General features: G+C 68.3%; 13 protein-coding genes. 3 read left to right on the top strand and 10 right to left on the bottom strand.

What is annotated here, in order from left to right:
• Window positions 1–28: 28 nt before the first annotated feature.
• Genes ACFYO0_RS36780 through ACFYO0_RS36790 form a run of 3 tightly spaced genes read right to left on the bottom strand, consistent with a single transcriptional unit; the run spans window position 29 to window position 2,627 of the window.
• Window positions 29–1,231, bottom strand: coding sequence for a thiolase family protein (locus ACFYO0_RS36780; protein ID WP_388685044.1), 1,203 nt, complete (start codon window positions 1,229–1,231; stop codon window positions 29–31).
• Window positions 1,228–1,872, bottom strand: coding sequence for a CoA transferase subunit B (locus tag ACFYO0_RS36785; protein WP_388685046.1), 645 nt, complete (start codon window positions 1,870–1,872; stop codon window positions 1,228–1,230). Before ACFYO0_RS36785 ends, ACFYO0_RS36780 begins: the two co-directional genes overlap by 4 nt.
• Window positions 1,872–2,627 (bottom strand): CoA transferase subunit A, encoded by a 756-nt coding sequence (locus ACFYO0_RS36790; protein ID WP_388685048.1) that lies wholly within the window; start codon window positions 2,625–2,627, stop codon window positions 1,872–1,874. The genes ACFYO0_RS36785 and ACFYO0_RS36790 overlap by 1 nt, the downstream gene beginning before the upstream one ends.
• Before the next feature lie 206 nt (window positions 2,628–2,833).
• On the opposite strand from ACFYO0_RS36790, the gene ACFYO0_RS36795 reads away from it, so the two are divergent.
• Window positions 2,834–3,298, top strand: coding sequence for a MarR family winged helix-turn-helix transcriptional regulator (locus tag ACFYO0_RS36795; RefSeq protein ID WP_388685050.1), 465 nt, complete (start codon window positions 2,834–2,836; stop codon window positions 3,296–3,298).
• A 215-nt stretch (window positions 3,299–3,513) separates the two neighbouring features.
• On the opposite strand, the gene ACFYO0_RS36800 is transcribed toward ACFYO0_RS36795, so the two are convergent.
• The 4 genes from ACFYO0_RS36800 to ACFYO0_RS36815 all read right to left on the bottom strand — a co-directional run bounded on the left by ACFYO0_RS36800 (window position 3,514) and on the right by ACFYO0_RS36815 (window position 7,491).
• A complete protein-coding gene (locus tag ACFYO0_RS36800) occupies window positions 3,514–4,428 on the bottom strand; it encodes a DUF3048 domain-containing protein (protein ID WP_388685052.1) in 915 nt (304 codons plus the stop codon).
• A 202-nt stretch (window positions 4,429–4,630) separates the two neighbouring features.
• Window positions 4,631–5,695 (bottom strand): ATP-dependent DNA ligase, encoded by a 1,065-nt coding sequence (locus tag ACFYO0_RS36805; RefSeq protein ID WP_388685054.1) that lies wholly within the window; start codon window positions 5,693–5,695, stop codon window positions 4,631–4,633.
• A 168-nt stretch (window positions 5,696–5,863) separates the two neighbouring features.
• Window positions 5,864–6,655 carry a carbonic anhydrase gene (locus ACFYO0_RS36810; protein ID WP_388685057.1) on the bottom strand — a complete coding sequence of 264 codons (792 nt, stop codon included), beginning with the start codon at window positions 6,653–6,655 and terminating at the stop codon, window positions 5,864–5,866.
• Window positions 6,656–6,858: 203 nt separating this feature from the next.
• Entirely contained in the window at window positions 6,859–7,491 is a 633-nt protein-coding gene (locus ACFYO0_RS36815; RefSeq protein ID WP_388685060.1) for a GNAT family N-acetyltransferase, read from the bottom strand.
• 83 nt (window positions 7,492–7,574) lie between these two features.
• Between ACFYO0_RS36815 and ligD the strand changes: the two genes are divergently transcribed.
• Window positions 7,575–8,612: a non-homologous end-joining DNA ligase gene (gene ligD / locus ACFYO0_RS36820; protein ID WP_388685062.1), complete on the top strand. Its 1,038-nt coding sequence runs from the start codon at window positions 7,575–7,577 to the stop codon at window positions 8,610–8,612.
• Here ligD and ACFYO0_RS36825 read toward each other — a convergent pair.
• A complete protein-coding gene (locus ACFYO0_RS36825) occupies window positions 8,599–10,803 on the bottom strand; it encodes an OmpL47-type beta-barrel domain-containing protein (protein WP_388685261.1) in 2,205 nt (734 codons plus the stop codon). The two genes, ligD and ACFYO0_RS36825, sit on opposite strands and share 14 nt — an antisense overlap.
• A 35-nt stretch (window positions 10,804–10,838) precedes the next feature.
• A complete protein-coding gene (locus ACFYO0_RS36830) occupies window positions 10,839–13,328 on the bottom strand; it encodes a ThuA domain-containing protein (protein ID WP_388685064.1) in 2,490 nt (829 codons plus the stop codon).
• Window positions 13,329–13,541: 213 nt separating this feature from the next.
• Between ACFYO0_RS36830 and ACFYO0_RS36835 the strand changes: the two genes are divergently transcribed.
• Complete coding sequence (locus ACFYO0_RS36835; protein WP_386341789.1) at window positions 13,542–14,486, top strand: multicopper oxidase domain-containing protein; 945 nt, start codon at window positions 13,542–13,544, stop codon at window positions 14,484–14,486.
• Between the two features lie 42 nt (window positions 14,487–14,528).
• Here the strand turns inward: ACFYO0_RS36835 and ACFYO0_RS36840 are convergent, their stop codons facing one another.
• A complete protein-coding gene (locus tag ACFYO0_RS36840) occupies window positions 14,529–15,062 on the bottom strand; it encodes a hypothetical protein (protein WP_388685067.1) in 534 nt (177 codons plus the stop codon).

Here is a 15,062-nt window from a genome sequence, read left to right on the forward strand (position 1 = left end):
TCCGATTCCTGCGGGTCCTGGGAAGGTCTTAGCGTTCGAGGACGAGGGCCAGCCCTTGGCCGACGCCGATACAGAGGGTGGCCACGCCAACTCCCGAGCCCTTGCGGGCGAGTTGGTGGGCGACGCTCCCGGCGAGCCGCGCACCGGAGGCGCCCAGCGGGTGGCCGAGGGCGATCGCACCGCCCTGCGGGTTGAGGACCGCCGGGTCGAACTCGGGCCACTCGGCAACACAGCCGAGGACCTGGGCGGCGAAAGCCTCGTTGAGTTCGAGAGTCGACAGCTCGTCAAATCCCTTGCCGGCCTTGGCGAGTGCGCGATTGACCGCCTCCACGGGGGCGAGCCCGAAGTAGTGCGGGTCGATCGCGGAGACACCGGACGCGGAGACCCGGGCGAGCGGCTCGCGGCCGGTGGCCTTCAGGCCCTCCTCGTCCACGAGCAGCAGAGCCGCGGCCCCGTCGTTGAGCGGGGACGCATTGCCCGCCGTCACTGTGCCGTTGTCCTTGCGGAACGACGGCTTGAGCTTGGCCATGGCGGTCAGGGACGCATCAGGTCGTACGCATTCGTCGGCGCCGAAGACGACGGGGTCGCCCTTGCGCTGTGGGATGGACACGGGAGCGAGCTCGGCGTCGAACAAGCCATCGGCGTGGGCCTGAGCGGCCTTCTGGTGCGAGGCCAGCGCGAACTCGTCCTGCTGCTCCCGGCCGATCTTGTGCTTCTCGGCGATCAACTCCGCGCTCTCGCCCAGCGGGACGGTCCACTGCGGGTCCATCTTCGGGTTGACCATGCGCCAGCCGAGCGTCGTCGAGTACAGCTCGGTGTGCCCGGCCGGGAAGGGTCTGTCGCTCTTCGGCAGCACGTACGGAGCGCGGGTCATCGACTCGACACCGCCGGCCAGGGCGATGGAGGCGTCGCCGAGCGCGATGGCCCGCGCGGCCTGGATGACGGCCTCGAGCCCGGAGGCGCACAGCCGGTTGACGGTCACGCCCGGCACGGACGTGGGCAGGCCCGCGAGGAGTGCGGCCATACGGCCCACGTTGCGGTTCTCCTCGCCCGCGCCGTTCGCGTTGCCGAAGTACACATCCGCGATCCGGGACGGATCCAAGTCGGGCGTACGCGCGAGGAGTTCGCGGATGGCGTGCGCGCCGAGGTCGTCCGGTCGTACGCCTGCCAGTGAGCCGTTGTACCTGCCGAACGGGGTGCGGACGGCATCGACGATATAGACGTCCCTCATACGATCTCCTCCGGTGTGCGAACCTTCGCGGCGGTCTTCGCGACGATCTCCTCGGTCTCGACACCCGGCGCCGTTTCCACCAGGACCAGGCCCTCGTCCGTCACGTCCAGCACGCCCAGATCCGTGATGATCCGGTTGACGCACGCCTTGCCGGTCAGCGGCAGCGCGCAGTCCTGAAGGATCTTCGGCGCGCCGTCCTTCGCGGTGTGCGTCATCACGACGATCACCTTGCGGGCGCCGTGCACCAGATCCATGGCGCCGCCGATTCCGGTGATCAGCTTGCCGGGGATGGCCCAGTTGGCGAGGTCCCCGTTGGCGGACACCTGCATGGCGCCGAGTACGGCGACATCGATATGGCCGCCGCGGATCATCCCGAAGGAGAGGGCGGAGTCGAAGTACGAGGCCCCGGGCAGGACCGTGACGGTTTCCTTGCCGGCGTTGATGAGGTCCGGGTCGACCTGGTCCTCGGTCGGGTACGGGCCGGTGCCGAGGATGCCGTTCTCGGACTCCAGGATCACCTCGACGCCGGGCGGAAGGTAGTTGGGGATCAGCGTCGGCAGTCCGATGCCGAGGTTCACGTACTGGCCGTCCTCCAGCTCGCGCGCGGCGCGGGCGGCCATCTCTTCACGCGTCCAGGCCATCAGGCACTCACCGTCCGCTGCTCGATCTTCTTGTCTGCCGCCTGCTCGGGGGTCAGGGCGATCAACCGCTGGACGAAGATCCCCGGCAGATGCACCGCGTCCGCGTCGATCTCGCCGGGCTCCACGAGCTCCTCGACCTCGGCGATCGTCACCCGGCCCGCCATCGCGGCGAGTGGGTTGAAGTTGCGGGACGACTTGCTGAAGACCAGGTTCCCGTACCGGTCGCCCTTCGCGGCTCGGACGAGGGCGAAGTCGGTGCGGATGCCGTGCTCCAGCACGTACTCCGTGCCGTCGAACTCCCGCACCTCCTTCGGCGGCGAGGCGAGCGCGACGCCGCCCTCACCGTCGTACCGCCAGGGCAGTCCGCCGTCGGCGACCTGGGTTCCGACGCCGGCCGGGGTGTAGAAGGCGGGGATGCCGGCGCCGCCGGCCCGCAGCCGCTCGGCCAGCGTGCCCTGCGGGATCATCTCGACCTCGATCTCACCGGCCAGGTACTGCCGGGCGAACTCCTTGTTCCCCCCGATGTACGACCCGGTGACGCGGGTGATGCGGCCCGCCGCGAGGAGTATCGCGAGCCCCGACTCCATCGCCCCGCAGTTGTTGGAGACCACGCTCAGACCGGAGACCTCACGCTCGTACAGAGCCTGGATCAGCACGTTCGGCACACCGCTCAGCCCGAATCCACCCACCGCGAGCGATGCGCCGTCCGGCACATCGGCCACCGCCTCGGCGGCGGTGGCGACCACCTTGTCCATCCGTGAAGCCCCATCTCTTCGAGCGGTCAGCGCTCTATTACTCAGGGCACTGACTATTTATGCGAGGTTGCCCTCACGCTGCCATCCGTGGGTTCGGTCGTCAAGAGTTCATACGTACTGGCTGGTGAAGCGTGGGTCTCTCCGTGCAGACAATGGTATGTGGCGAGCGGTATTGTTCAGTGCACCGACGAACCCGAGGAGCGCACATGGCGGCGGTGGACCTCACCACCCACCCCGGGCATCTGGCCCGGCGGCTGCAGCAGGCGCACTACCTGCTGTGGAACACGATGGTCTCCGAGGAGATCACCTCGCCGCAGTTCGCGGTGCTGAACGCACTTGTCGCCGAACCGGGGCTGGATCAGCGGAGCGTGGGGGAGCGGGTGGGTCTCGACCGGTCCACGATCGCCGAGGTGATCAGCCGGCTCGGACGCCGGGGCCTGCTCGACAAGGTGCGCGACCCGCAGGACGGGCGGCGCTTTCTGCTTCGCCTCACGGACGAGGGGGCGCGTACGCATCGGAAGCTGGCGCTGCGGACGGCTCGGATGAACCAGGTGTTCCTGGCGCCCTTGTCCGTGGAGGAGCAGGCCGTGTTCTTCGAACTGCTGCAGCGCGTATCGGATGCGGCGGAGGGCCTGCGCAATCCGGGGGAGCCGCTGGGTGCGGTTCGCTAGCTGCGGGTTCGGTGGGGTTGCTCGCGCCGTTCCTCGAGTGAGTGGAGGCGCAGGCTCTTGCTTTTGGGGGCGCGGGGAACTGCGCGACGAGCCCCGACGCACCCGCAGCCGCGACACGCCGTGTCACCCCCCACCCCCCTGGCGGGGGGCCTGGGGCGCAGCCCCAGTTCGGGAAGGGGTGGGTTCGGGGCAAGAAGCCCCCACACGCACCCACGTCACGCCTTCGCGTACACGACCCAGACCTGGCCGCGAGCGAACGGCAGCGGCTCGCCGTCCTGGGTCGTGAACTGGGTGCCGTCCTCGGCCGACGGACGCTTCCAGTCGGCGTCGAAGGCGCGGCCGTCGCGCAGGACCTTCGCCGTGCCCGAGCCCACGGTCTCCGTGTACGGCGTGTTGTTGCCCAGGAAGTCCTTGAACTGGGACTTGCGGATCTTCACGTACTGCACGACCACCGTCGCGGCGGCCATCTGCGGCCCGTCGGTCGTCGCGCTCGGCCTGCCATCCATCGACACCAGCCAGCGGTCCCGGCTCTCGGACCAGGTGAAGGTGAAGCGGGCCGCGGGGAAGCGCACGGTGTGCGAGGTCTCGGCCTTGCCGCCCGCGGGGGGCGCACCGTACTCGAAGCCGGTGGTCAGGGAGTCAGCACCGGGAGCGGACTTCAGCAGCCGCTCGGGGCGCAGATACAGGTTGTGCGGGGCGGGTTTGTCGGTGCCCCGGTAGTACGCCTTCGGGTTCTTCTCCGGCGGCGCCGCGTGCAGTGGGGCCTTGTCGATCAGCGGCAGCAACTTGCCCTGCGCTCCCGAGAAGGCGAGCGTCGGCTCGTCGAACTGGCGCAGTAGCTCCAGGTCGGACTCGCGCGCGCTGCGCACCGGCCCGATCGCCTTCGGGATCTTGGTCGCGTACACCGCCATCAGCCGGCTGAGACCGCCCTCCACCTGCTCGGCGTACACGATGTCCGCGGCGTCGATGCCCGTGTGCGGCCGTGCCCGGCTCGCGTTGTCGATCTTCACGGCGAGTACGGAACCGGCGCCCGGAGTGCCGTCGCCGGGCGCGCGGCCGTCGTCGGTCTCTTCCGGTGTGCAGCCCGCCATGACGGAGCCTGCCAATAGGGCGGCCAGGAGCGCTGCCACAGGTCGGGTGCGCCTCGTGCGGCCCCTCAGCCCCGTCCGTCTCGTACCTTCGGTGTCCACTGTGCCCCGTTTCGCCGCTTTTCTGATTTGGGATTCAATCAGGTCCTACCCAATCGGCCAAGGTCGAAGGCGGTTCACTCGGCCGTGCAGGTAACGGCGATCAGGGGAGGGCGGGCGGTCTTGCCAGTCGTACGGCTCAGTTCTACAGCCCCAGGATCTCCGCGAGGTTGTAGCGCACCGGCTCCTCCAGCTGGGCGTACGTGCAGCTCTCGGGTGTCCGGTCGGGGCGCCAGCGGCGGAAGCGGGCCGTGTGCCTGAAGCGCTGACCGTTCTCCATGTGGTCGTACGCCACCTCGCACACCCGCTCCGGCCTGACCGGTACCCAGGACAGGTCCTTCTTGCCCGACCAGCGGCTGGGCGCACCGGGCAGCCGTGCCGTTTCGTGCGCCGCCTCCTCCGCCCACGCCGCCCATGGATGCCCCACAGCCGACTCCATACGCAGCGGCTCCAGCTCCCCGACCAGCTCCTCGCGACGCTTCATCGAGAACGCGGCGCTCACCCCCACGTGCTGCAGGGCGCCTTGGGCGTCGTACAGCCCGAGCAGCAGCGAACCCACGACGGGCCCGCTCTTGTGGAGCCGGTAGCCCGCGACGATCACGTCCGCCGTGCGCTCGTGCTTGACCTTGAACATCAGGCGTTCGTCCTGCCGGTAGCGCAGTGTGAGCGGCTTGGCGATCACCCCGTCGAGGCCCGCGCCTTCGTACTGCTCGAACCACCGCTGCGCCACCTCGATGTCGGTGGTTGCCGGCGCCACATGGACGGGAGCCGTGACGTTGGCCAACGCCCTCTCCAGCAGCTCCCGTCGGTCGCCCAGGGATACGTCCACCAGCGACTCTTCGGCGAGCGCGAGAAGATCGAAGGCCACGAACGAGGCCGGCGTCCGCTCGGCGAGCAGCCGCACCCGTGACTCTGCCGGGTGGATCCGCTCCGTGAGCGCGTCGAAATCCAGCCGTCCCTCCCGCGCGATCACGATCTCCCCGTCCAGCACGCACCGCTCGGGCACCCGCTCCCGGACCGCCTCCACCAGTTCGGGAAAGTACCTGGTCAGTGGTTTACCGGTACGGCTGCCGAACTCCACCTCGTCCCCGTCGCGGAACACGATCGCCCGGAACCCGTCCCACTTCGCCTCGTAGTGCATGCCGGGTGGAATCGCCGCCACCGGCTTGGCGAGCATCGGCTTCACGGGTGGCATCACAGGGAGATCCATGCTTTGACTCTAGGAGCCGTCCTGGGCGCCCGCTCGTTGAGTGCCGGGCCCGTAAAGTCCAGGTCAGGGGAGTGGTGCCGAGAAGTCGGACGTGAGCGAGGGCTGATCCGGCGCGGCGGGCCCCGGCCCTGCTCTCGGGTCCGAGCAGTACCGGGGCCCGCCGCGTGCTCAGGAAATCCGGTGGACAAGCTGGCTGGTCAGTTCGTATCGCGCGCCGACTATGACCAGGTCACCCGTGGCCACCTTGGCGGCGAGATCGGGCTCCGCCGCGAGCCGGGAGCGGACGAGTCCGACGTTGGCATCGATCGTCGCGTCGATGCGGGCGTCGCCCTCCTTGCTGTGGTCGATGGCCGGGCTGATCTGATCGGCCAGGTACTGGATGTGGGCGGGCAGTTCCTCGCCGGACTCGTCCGCCTGGACCGCCGCCTTCACAGCGCCGCACGACTGGTGCCCGAGCACCATGACCAGCGGTATGCCCAGTTCGAGCACCCCGTACGCGACGCTGCCGAGCACGGCCTCGTCCAGGACCTCACCCGCCGAGCGCACCGTCATCAGGTCGCCGAGGCCCTGGTCGAAAACCAGCTCCGGCGGTACGCGGGAGTCGATGCATCCGAGCACGACTGCGAAGGGGTGCTGACCCGACGTCAGCGCCAGCCGGACGGTCGGCGACTCGTCGGGGTGTCGTTCGCGGTACGTGCGCCAGCGGAGGTTGCCCGCCGCCAGTTCCCGCAGGGCTTCCTGCGCGGTGGTCGGCCGGCGGCGCGTGCTGCCGGTGGGAGTGGTGGCGGCGGAGGACGGGGCCCCGGCGGCGGAGGGGGCGCCGGCGGCGAGGCCGACACCGAGGACAGCGGTGCCCGTCAGCGCGGCGCGGAGCAGAGAGCGCCGGGCGGGAGTGACCCTGTCGGCGGATGCGGTCGACGCGAGGCCGACAGCTCTGTGGGGTGGGATGTCAGATTTCACAGGGAGGAACGTATGTCTGAATCTGGCCGAAGATCGTTCACGTGACCGGTTCTTGACGCCCCATGGACGAACCTTGGGTCAATCCATCCCGGATCCTTGTCGGGCCTTGTGACAACCAAGGAGATCGCTTCCAGCCATGTAGTCCTGCGGGACCGTCCGCGCGCCGTGGAGCCCGAGTAACGGATGGCTGCCGTCGCCGTCCGTCAAAGCGTGTCGATCTCGTCCGTCGTGCGCCCCAGACAGGTGACCGGCCCGGGGTCCGGCACCTCGATCTCGTGGAAGCCCAGACGGTCGTAGAAGGCCCTGGCCGGAGTGTTGGCCGTCGCCATGGTCAGATGGACGGCCTGCACGCCACTGCCCCGCAGAGCCCGCAGGAAGCTCCGCATCAGTGCACGTCCGTGGCCGCGGCCCTGCCACTCGGGGAGCAGGTCGATGTGCAGATGAGCCGGATACGCGGCGAGTTCCGGGACGACCATCCGCTCGGGGTGGTGCAACAGCCGAACCATCGCCTCGTCGGGTGTGCTCTGCGGGCCAATGGGTTCCGGAAAGCGGTCCGCGACCAAGGGCAGCCACTGCGTGCGGAAGGCTTCGGCGAACCGGGGAGTGTCCGCGGTGCCGAGGACGTAGCCGACCGCCTGTCCCTGCCCGTTGTCCAGCACGAAGGCCAGCTCCGGCTCCAGATGGACATACGGAGCCGCGAAGATCGTCGGAAAGATCGCGGGATTCGCGTAGACAGGCCGACTGTCCTGGCCGTTGTGCGCGGTGCGGACGCAGATGTCGTCGAGGGACTCTCGGTCCTCGGGGCGGTATGGGCGCACTGTGGGAATCGGAGTCACCGCAGCATCCTTCCTCGTCCGGAGCGCTCCGACAGTCGTCCGCCCGCATGCGAGGCAAGCCCGGCACGCCTACCGTGGCTCGCATGGGTGAAGCGGTGGAGCTGGAGGTGGGCGGGCGGACCGTGCGGTTGTCCAGCCCGGGGAAGGTCTTCTTCCCGGAGCGTGGCCTGACGAAGCTCGATGTCGCCCAGTACTACGTCGCTGTCGGCCCCGGCATCCTGCGTGCCCTGCGCAACCGGCCCACCACCCTGGAGCGCTACCCGGAGGGCGTGACCGGCGAGTCGTTCTTCCAGAAGCGGGCGCCCAAGAACATGCCCGAGTGGATCCCGACCGCCCACATCACCTTTCCCAGCGGCCGCAGCGCAGATGAGATGTGCCCCACCGAGGTCGGCGCCGTCGTGTGGGCCGCGCAGTTCGGCACGCTCACCTTTCACCCGTGGCCGGTGCGCCGCGACGATGTCGACCATCCCGACGAACTCCGTCTCGACCTCGACCCGCAGCCCGGCACGGAGTACGCCGACGCCGTCCGCGCCGCCCACGAACTCCGCGCCGTACTCCACGAGTTCGGCGGACTGCGCGGCTGGCCCAAGACCTCCGGCGGCCGGGGACTGCACGTCTTCGTGCCCATCGAGCCGCGCTGGACCTTCGCCCAGGTACGCCGCGCCGCGATCGCCGCCGGACGCGAACTGGAGCGGCGGATGCCCGACCACGTGACCATTGCCTGGTGGAAGGAGGAGCGCGGCGCGAAGATCTTCGTCGACTACAACCAGACGGCTCGCGACCGCACCATCGCCTCCGCCTATTCCGTACGCCCCCGTCCGCAGGCCCCCGTGTCCGCGCCCCTGCGCTGGGAGGAGGTGGGTGTCGCCGTGCCCCGGGACTTCGACGTCACGACCATGCCCGCGCGCTTCGCCGAACTCGGCGACGTGCACGCGGACATGGACGATCACGCCTTCTCCCTCGAGGCCCTGCTGGAACTGGCCCGCCGCGACGAACACGACCACGGTCTCGCGGACCTGCCGTACCCGCCCGAGTATCCGAAGATGCCGGGGGAACCCAAGCGGGTACAGCCGAGCCGCGCGAAGAAGCCACGCCCTGCCGAAGGGCCTACAACTCCTTGATCCTGATGTCCCGGTACGAGATCACATCCGTCGTGCCGTGCACCTGGAGCCCGATGTAGCCGGAGGCGAACCGTCGCCCGTCCGTGCCCGGGTCGTCCGAGCGGGGCGGGGTGAAGTCCTGGCCGCCGATGTTGTCGAACTCGTTGATCAGCACGCCGTTGCGGTACACCGAGTAGTGCTGGTCGACCACACGGATCTCGTAGTCGTTCCAGGTGCCCTTCTGGGTGACGCCCGCTCCGGCCAGGCCCACGCGGTCGAAGCCGTAGACCGAGCCGGACTTGTACATGTCGCCGTCCGGGCGGTCGTTGATCTGCAGCTCGTGCCCGTACTTGATGGCGACCCACTCCGGACGCGACTCCTCCGGGTGGTCATGGACCCACGGGAAGCGGGCGAACACACCCGCGTTGGCGTTGCCGGTGCCCGGCGCGTCGTCACGCCACTGGAGCTTCAGCGAGAAGTCGCCGTACTTGCGCTCCGGGAACCACAGCATGCCCATGCCCGCCACCGTGGTGCTGCTGGTCATCGAACCGTCCGCGTTCACCGCGAACCTGCCGCCGCCGACCTGCTGCCACTTCGAGAACGACTCCTCGGAGCCGTCGAAGATCGTGCGGTAGCCCTCGGTCTGGCCCGGCTTGCCGATGCCCGACTGCTTGGCGGCCTTGTTGATCAGGTTGTACTCGCGCTGGACGATGACGCCTTCCTTGAGGAGTCCGTCCAGGACGGTCTTCACGTGCTTCAGGAACAGCGCGTGGGACGTCCACTCCTTCTCGTCCTCGATCAACTCGTTGATGCGGCACCGGCTGTTGGTGACCCGGTTCGGCACACCGGTGTCCACCGTGCCGACGATGACGGTCAGCCTCTCGTCGTACTCGGCGCAGGCGGGCGCCGGCACCCCGCCGCCCGAAGCGACCGTGAAGCTCACGGTCCGGGCGTCGGAGGTGTTGCCCGCCTTGTCGCTCGCCCGGTACGCCACCCTGTGCGCGCCCGCGCGATCGACCACGACGGGTGCGGTGTACGCGAGATACGGTCCGCCGTCCAGCGAGTACTCGATGGTGGCGACCCCGGAACCATGGTGCTCGTCCGTGGCCGTCACCGTCACTTTGGCGCTGTTGATGTAGGCCCCGGAGGAGTTCTTCGTGCCCTCGACACTCACGCCGGTCACCGGAGGAGTCTTGTCCTCGGCGGGCGGCGCGACCACCGTGAACGAGACGGACTTCTCCGCGGCCACGTTGCCCGCCTTGTCCGTGGCCCGGTACCGCACCTTGTGCGTGCCCACCTCGTGGACCATCACCGGAGCCGTGTACGGCTGCCAGGCACCGGAGTCACCGAGCGCGTACTCGATGGTGTTGACGCCGGAACCGGTGTCGGAGGCCGTCACGGTGACGGTCGCCATGGACAGGTACGCACCCTCCGGGTTCTGCTCACCGGTCACCGAAGCCGACGTCTCCGGAGCCGTCGTGTCGTCCGTCGACGGCGGCGCCACCGTGAACTCCTCCGCCTTCTCGGCGGCCACGTTCCCGGCCTTGTCGACCGCTCTGTAGCGGACCTTGTGGTCGCCCACCTGGTCGATCACCAGGGGTGTGGTGTACGGCCGCCAGGCGCCCGCGTCACCGATCGCGTACTCGATCCGGTCCACGCCCGAGCCGTCGTCCGTCGCGCTCAACGCCACGGTCGCCGAGCCCACGTAGGCGCCGTCCGCGTTCTGCGTACCGGTCACGTCCGCCTTGGTCTCCGGCGCGGTCGTGTCCTCGCCGCCGCCCTCCGTGACCACGAGGATGCCCTGCATCTGCCCGTGGCCCGGGATGGTGCAGTAGTAGCGGTACCGGCCGGGCGTCAGTGTCACCTCGGCCGTGTACTTGCCGCCCTGGTCGTCGTTCGGACTGGCCAGGATGTTGAGCGGGACGTCGTTGTTGTACTCCGGGTCGGACACGTCGAAGGTCAACGTGTGTGGCATACCTGTGGTGTTGCCGGTCGCCACACTGTTCTCGAAGATGATCGTCGTCGTGCCCGCGACCGCGGTGGCGGGCGCCGACGTGTACTTGGTGATGTCGTTGCCGGCCGTCCACGTAAGCGTTTGCGCGGCAGCGTCGGCGGCTGCCGAAGGGGCGCCGGCTCCGTCGGTCTGCCCCGAAGCCGACGTTGACGTCAGCCCCAGCACCATCAGCAGCGACGCCAGAAGCGCCGTCCACAGGCGTGCGGTTCTTCGCCGTCGTATGTGTACGCCCGTCACAGTGCCTCCCTGGCCAGTTGATCGGCGGCCGGCGTCGGAGCGCCGCCCTTGTAAGTGACCTGCCACAGCGCCGACTTGGCGTCCGAGGTGAAGAAGCCGCGGCCGTAGTCGAGGGCGTACAGCGTGCCGTCGGGACCGAACTTCCAATCCATGAGGTTCTTGATGCCGTCATTGCCCACGGGGATGATCTTCTTCAGGGACTCGGCGTGCACCGGAATCCCGCCCTGGCCCGCCGTCTTGGGGTCGAGCATCACCGCGTGCCGCGGCTGGTCGCCGTCGTAGAAGTCGCCGACGAACCACTTGCCGTCCCAGTACGACGGCCACGCCCCCGCACCTGCGGACGCCGCGTCATAGCGGTATACGGGTCCGTTCATCGCCGCCTGACCGCCGCCCTTCAGCCACGGCAGCAGGAACTTCTGCTCCTCCGCCTTGTACGACGGGATGCCGTTCGCGTCGCGCGGGAAGTCGGGCCCGCCGCCCTGAGGGGAGTACCAGATGGTGTTCCCGGTGACCGGCGGCAGGTTGACGAGACCGTCGTTGTTCGGCGACTCGTTCTTCGGGGCGTCGCAGTCGTACCAGCCCAGCGGCTTTGTCGGGTCCGGCAGATTGCGGTCGCGATAGGGCTGCTTGTTGCCCATGCAGTACGGCCAGCCGTGATTGCCCGGCTTGGTGATCGCGGCGAACGTGTCGTACTTCGCCGGGCCCCAAGTGGTCGACGGCGCCGAGGCGTCCGGGCCGACCCAGCCCGCGTACAGCGTGTCCGTCTTCTTGTCGACGGAGATGCGCGCGGGGTTCCTGACGCCCATCACATAGATCTCGCCGCGCGTCTTGCCGCCGCCCTCATCGGTCTCCTTGCCGGTGAAGAGATTCCCCTGGGGCAGGGTGTAGGTGCCGTCCGGCTCCGGGTGGATGCGCAGGATCTTGCCGTTGAGGTTGTTGGTGTTGCCCGACGTGCGGCGTGCATCCGCGAAGGAGACGCCCTTGTAGTTGGGCTGCGGGTTGTTGCCGGAGTAACCCTCGCTGAACTGGCTGGAGTTGTTGTCGCCCGTCGCGATGTACAGGTTGCCCTTGGAGTCCCACGCCATGCCGCCGCCCGCGTGGCAGCAGCTGTGGATCTGTACCGGCCACTTCAGCAGGACCTTCTCGCTGCTCAGGTCCAGCTTGTTCGTGGCCTGGTCGAGTGTGAAGCGGGAGACGCGCCGCTCGGCCATCCGTGTGTCGCGGTTGATCTGGGAGTGGGGCGTGTAGTGCAGATACACCCAGCCGTTCTGCTGGAACGCCGGGTCCAGCTCGATACCGAGCAGCCCCTCCTCGACCTTGATCAGCTCGCCGCCGCCGCCCTTGTTGCCGAAGACCGTGAGCGCGCCGGCCAGGGTGACCTTCTTGGTCTTCGGGTCGTAGACGTGGATCTCGCCCTTGCCCTTGCCGATATCGGGGTTGTTCCAGTCCGTGACGACGGGCTGCGAGGAGTCCGCGCCACCGCGGCCGATGTAGAACACCCGGCCGTCGGGCGCGGTGACCAGGCCGTGCGGCTCACCGATCTGGTCGTTCTGGCCCGCCTGGTTGGGCTGGGTCAGCCGCTCCGCCTTGTAGTTGGCGTTGATCGCCGCCTTGCAGTCGGCCCGCACGAGACGTGTCGTCCACAGCAACGCCCCGCGCAGGTGCGCACGGAAGTCCGTTTCGTCGTACGAGGCGACCGTGCCGCCCATGCCCGTGTAGAAGGAGCGTCCGCCGTCGTAGTCGCGGCACCAGGACACCGGGTGGTCGGCGCCGTTCTTGCTGTCGCCCGGCTGGTACGTCGACTCGCGCACCCGCGCCACGGTGTGCACGTCGCCGGAGGGGTTCTTGACCCAGTTCAGCCATGCGTCGGGGCGCTTCCACTGAAGCGGCAGATCCTTCGTGGCCGGGTGCTGCCGGTCGCCCACCTCAACGGTCGCCCGCTGTACGGCAGTTGGGCTCGACGCGGCCGGGCGGGCGCCTACCAGGCCGGTGAACCAGTCCGAGTACGGTTCGGCGCGGGCCGCGTCATGGACGCCGAGGAAGCCGCCGCCCGCCTCCATGTACGCCTCAAGACCGGCCTCCTGCTCCGCGTCGAGGACGTCGCCGCCGCCGGTCAGGAAGACGACCGCGTTGAAGCGGCCGAGCTTCGTCTCGTCGGTGAACAGGGAGGCGTCGTCCGTGGCCGTCACCTTGAAACGCTGGTTCGCCGGTCCGGTCAGCCCGATCTCCTCGATCGCCTCGATCCCGGCATTGACGACGGGCGACTCGTCCCCGCCCGCTGCGGAGCCGTGGAAGAGCAGCACCCGTACGTTGGCACCGCCTGGCGGCGACTTGATCGACATCGTTGTCAGCGGCGGGTCGGGGGCTTGGCGCGCACTCGCGGGACCGCCCGAGAGCAGCCCCGCGGTCACGAACCCGGCGGTCAGGACGGCCGCCCAGGCTCGTCTCATCACCCGTCTCTTTGTGGTCAACTCTCTTAAGTGCATGGGTTCTTGATGCGACGCGAACCGCATGGGGTCATCCACTCCTCGTCGGTCACAGCAACGGCGCCAAGGAAGCTAGACCTCTTTGCCCGGCTCGCCAATAGGTACGACCGGAATGGCACGAACTTTGTCCTGAGTGTGGAAAAACGAACGTGGTGCCGCTACCGTCTCAGCGGTTCATCTCCGTAAATTCCGTACCAGGGTGGGGAGTTCGGCATGGACAGACGCGGCTTCAACAGGCGCGTGCTGCTGGGCGGTGCGGCCGTCGCGACATCGTTGTCTCTGGCCCCTGAGTCCGTCAGCGCCGCGGAGCCGGCGAAAACCGCTCCGGCCGGCGGCGAGGTCAAGCGCATCAAGCTGTACGCCGAGAAGCTCGCCGACGGCCAGATGGGCTACGGCTACGAGAAGGGCAAGGCGTCGATCCCCGGCCCGCTCATCGAACTCAACGAGGGCGACACCCTGCACATCGAGTTCGAGAACACCATGGACGTGGCAGTGAGTCTGCACGTCCACGGCCTCGACTACGAGATCACCAGCGACGGCACGAAGCAGAACAAGAGCGATGTCGAGCCGGGCGGGACGCGTACGTACACCTGGCGCACCCACGCACCCGGCCGCCGCAAGGACGGCACCTGGCGCGCGGGCAGCGCCGGCTACTGGCACTACCACGACCACGTCGTCGGCACGGAACATGGCACGGGCGGCATCCGCAAAGGGCTGTACGGTCCGGTGATCGTCCGTCGCAAGGGCGACGTCCTCCCGGACGCGACCCACACGATCGTCTTCAACGACATGCTGATCAACAACAAGCCGGCGCACAGTGGCCCCAACTTCGAGGCGACGGTGGGCGATCGCGTCGAGTTCGTGGTGATCACGCACGGCGAGTACTACCACACCTTCCATATGCACGGTCATCGCTGGGCCGACAACCGCACGGGGATGCTGACCGGCCCCGACGACCCGAGCCAGGTGCTGGACAACAAGATCACGGGACCTGCCGACTCGTTCGGGTTTCAGGTGATCGCGGGGGAGGGCGTCGGGGCGGGGGCGTGGATGTACCACTGCCATGTCCAGAGCCACTCGGACATGGGCATGGTGGGGTTGTTCCTGGTGAAGAAGGCGGACGGGACGATTCCGGGGTACGAACCGCATGAGCACTGAGCACGCTGCCGGCGGTGCAAGATCACGAACTGCGATGGACTGTCAGTGATCGTCCAACTCAACGAACTGGCTCACCCATGCCCTGAACCGATCGTCAGACTTCTTTCGCCCGGTCCAGAGCGCGTGCAGGTCCTCCGGTGGTTCAAGGCCGAAATTCTGGTTCAACCAGGTGAGGAACTCATGGTGGCCATCGCTGTGTTCCTCAACGTCTCCAGAGGCAAGAAACCCGAAGTCAGCGAAAGGCTCGCTGTCGATGGCCAGAAGCTGGAACAGCTCCATCAGGTTTCGCGCGATCACATAGAGATGCCCTTCATCGCCGACCAAGACGACAGGCAGAGTGGCAAGGTCGGTCCGATCGTCGCACCGCCACAGCGCGTAGTCGGAGCCGGAGCCGTTCGCCTGCGCGAAGGGGATGAACCGGCTCAGGAACTCCGGATGCTCCGACCAGGTATGGAGGCCAGCGTCTGCGCCGTACTCGCGCAGCTCGAAACCCTCCGAGTAGTACACCGGACCGATCCGGTCCTCGAACTCCTTGAGCAGGTTCAGCTCCGGGATTGGCGAGTACGCCTCGCTCAT

It is taken from the genome of Streptomyces sp. NPDC006365, assembly GCF_042870755.1.
Taxonomy (GTDB): domain Bacteria; phylum Actinomycetota; class Actinomycetes; order Streptomycetales; family Streptomycetaceae; genus Streptomyces; species Streptomyces xiangluensis.

Coding starts and splice junctions, on each gene's coding strand:
- ACFYO0_RS36780 (WP_388685044.1), bottom strand. CDS start 1,231: ATGAGGGACGTCTATATCGTCGATGCCGTCCGCACCCCGTTCGGCAGG.
- ACFYO0_RS36785 (WP_388685046.1), bottom strand. CDS start 1,872: ATGGCCTGGACGCGTGAAGAGATGGCCGCCCGCGCCGCGCGCGAGCTG.
- ACFYO0_RS36790 (WP_388685048.1), bottom strand. CDS start 2,627: ATGGACAAGGTGGTCGCCACCGCCGCCGAGGCGGTGGCCGATGTGCCG.
- ACFYO0_RS36795 (WP_388685050.1), top strand. CDS start 2,834: ATGGCGGCGGTGGACCTCACCACCCACCCCGGGCATCTGGCCCGGCGG.
- ACFYO0_RS36805 (WP_388685054.1), bottom strand. CDS start 5,695: ATGGATCTCCCTGTGATGCCACCCGTGAAGCCGATGCTCGCCAAGCCG.
- ligD (WP_388685062.1), top strand. CDS start 7,575: ATGGGTGAAGCGGTGGAGCTGGAGGTGGGCGGGCGGACCGTGCGGTTG.
- ACFYO0_RS36830 (WP_388685064.1), bottom strand. CDS start 13,328: ATGCACTTAAGAGAGTTGACCACAAAGAGACGGGTGATGAGACGAGCC.
- ACFYO0_RS36835 (WP_386341789.1), top strand. CDS start 13,542: ATGGACAGACGCGGCTTCAACAGGCGCGTGCTGCTGGGCGGTGCGGCC.
- ACFYO0_RS36840 (WP_388685067.1), bottom strand. CDS start 15,062: ATGAGCGAGGCGTACTCGCCAATCCCGGAGCTGAACCTGCTCAAGGAG.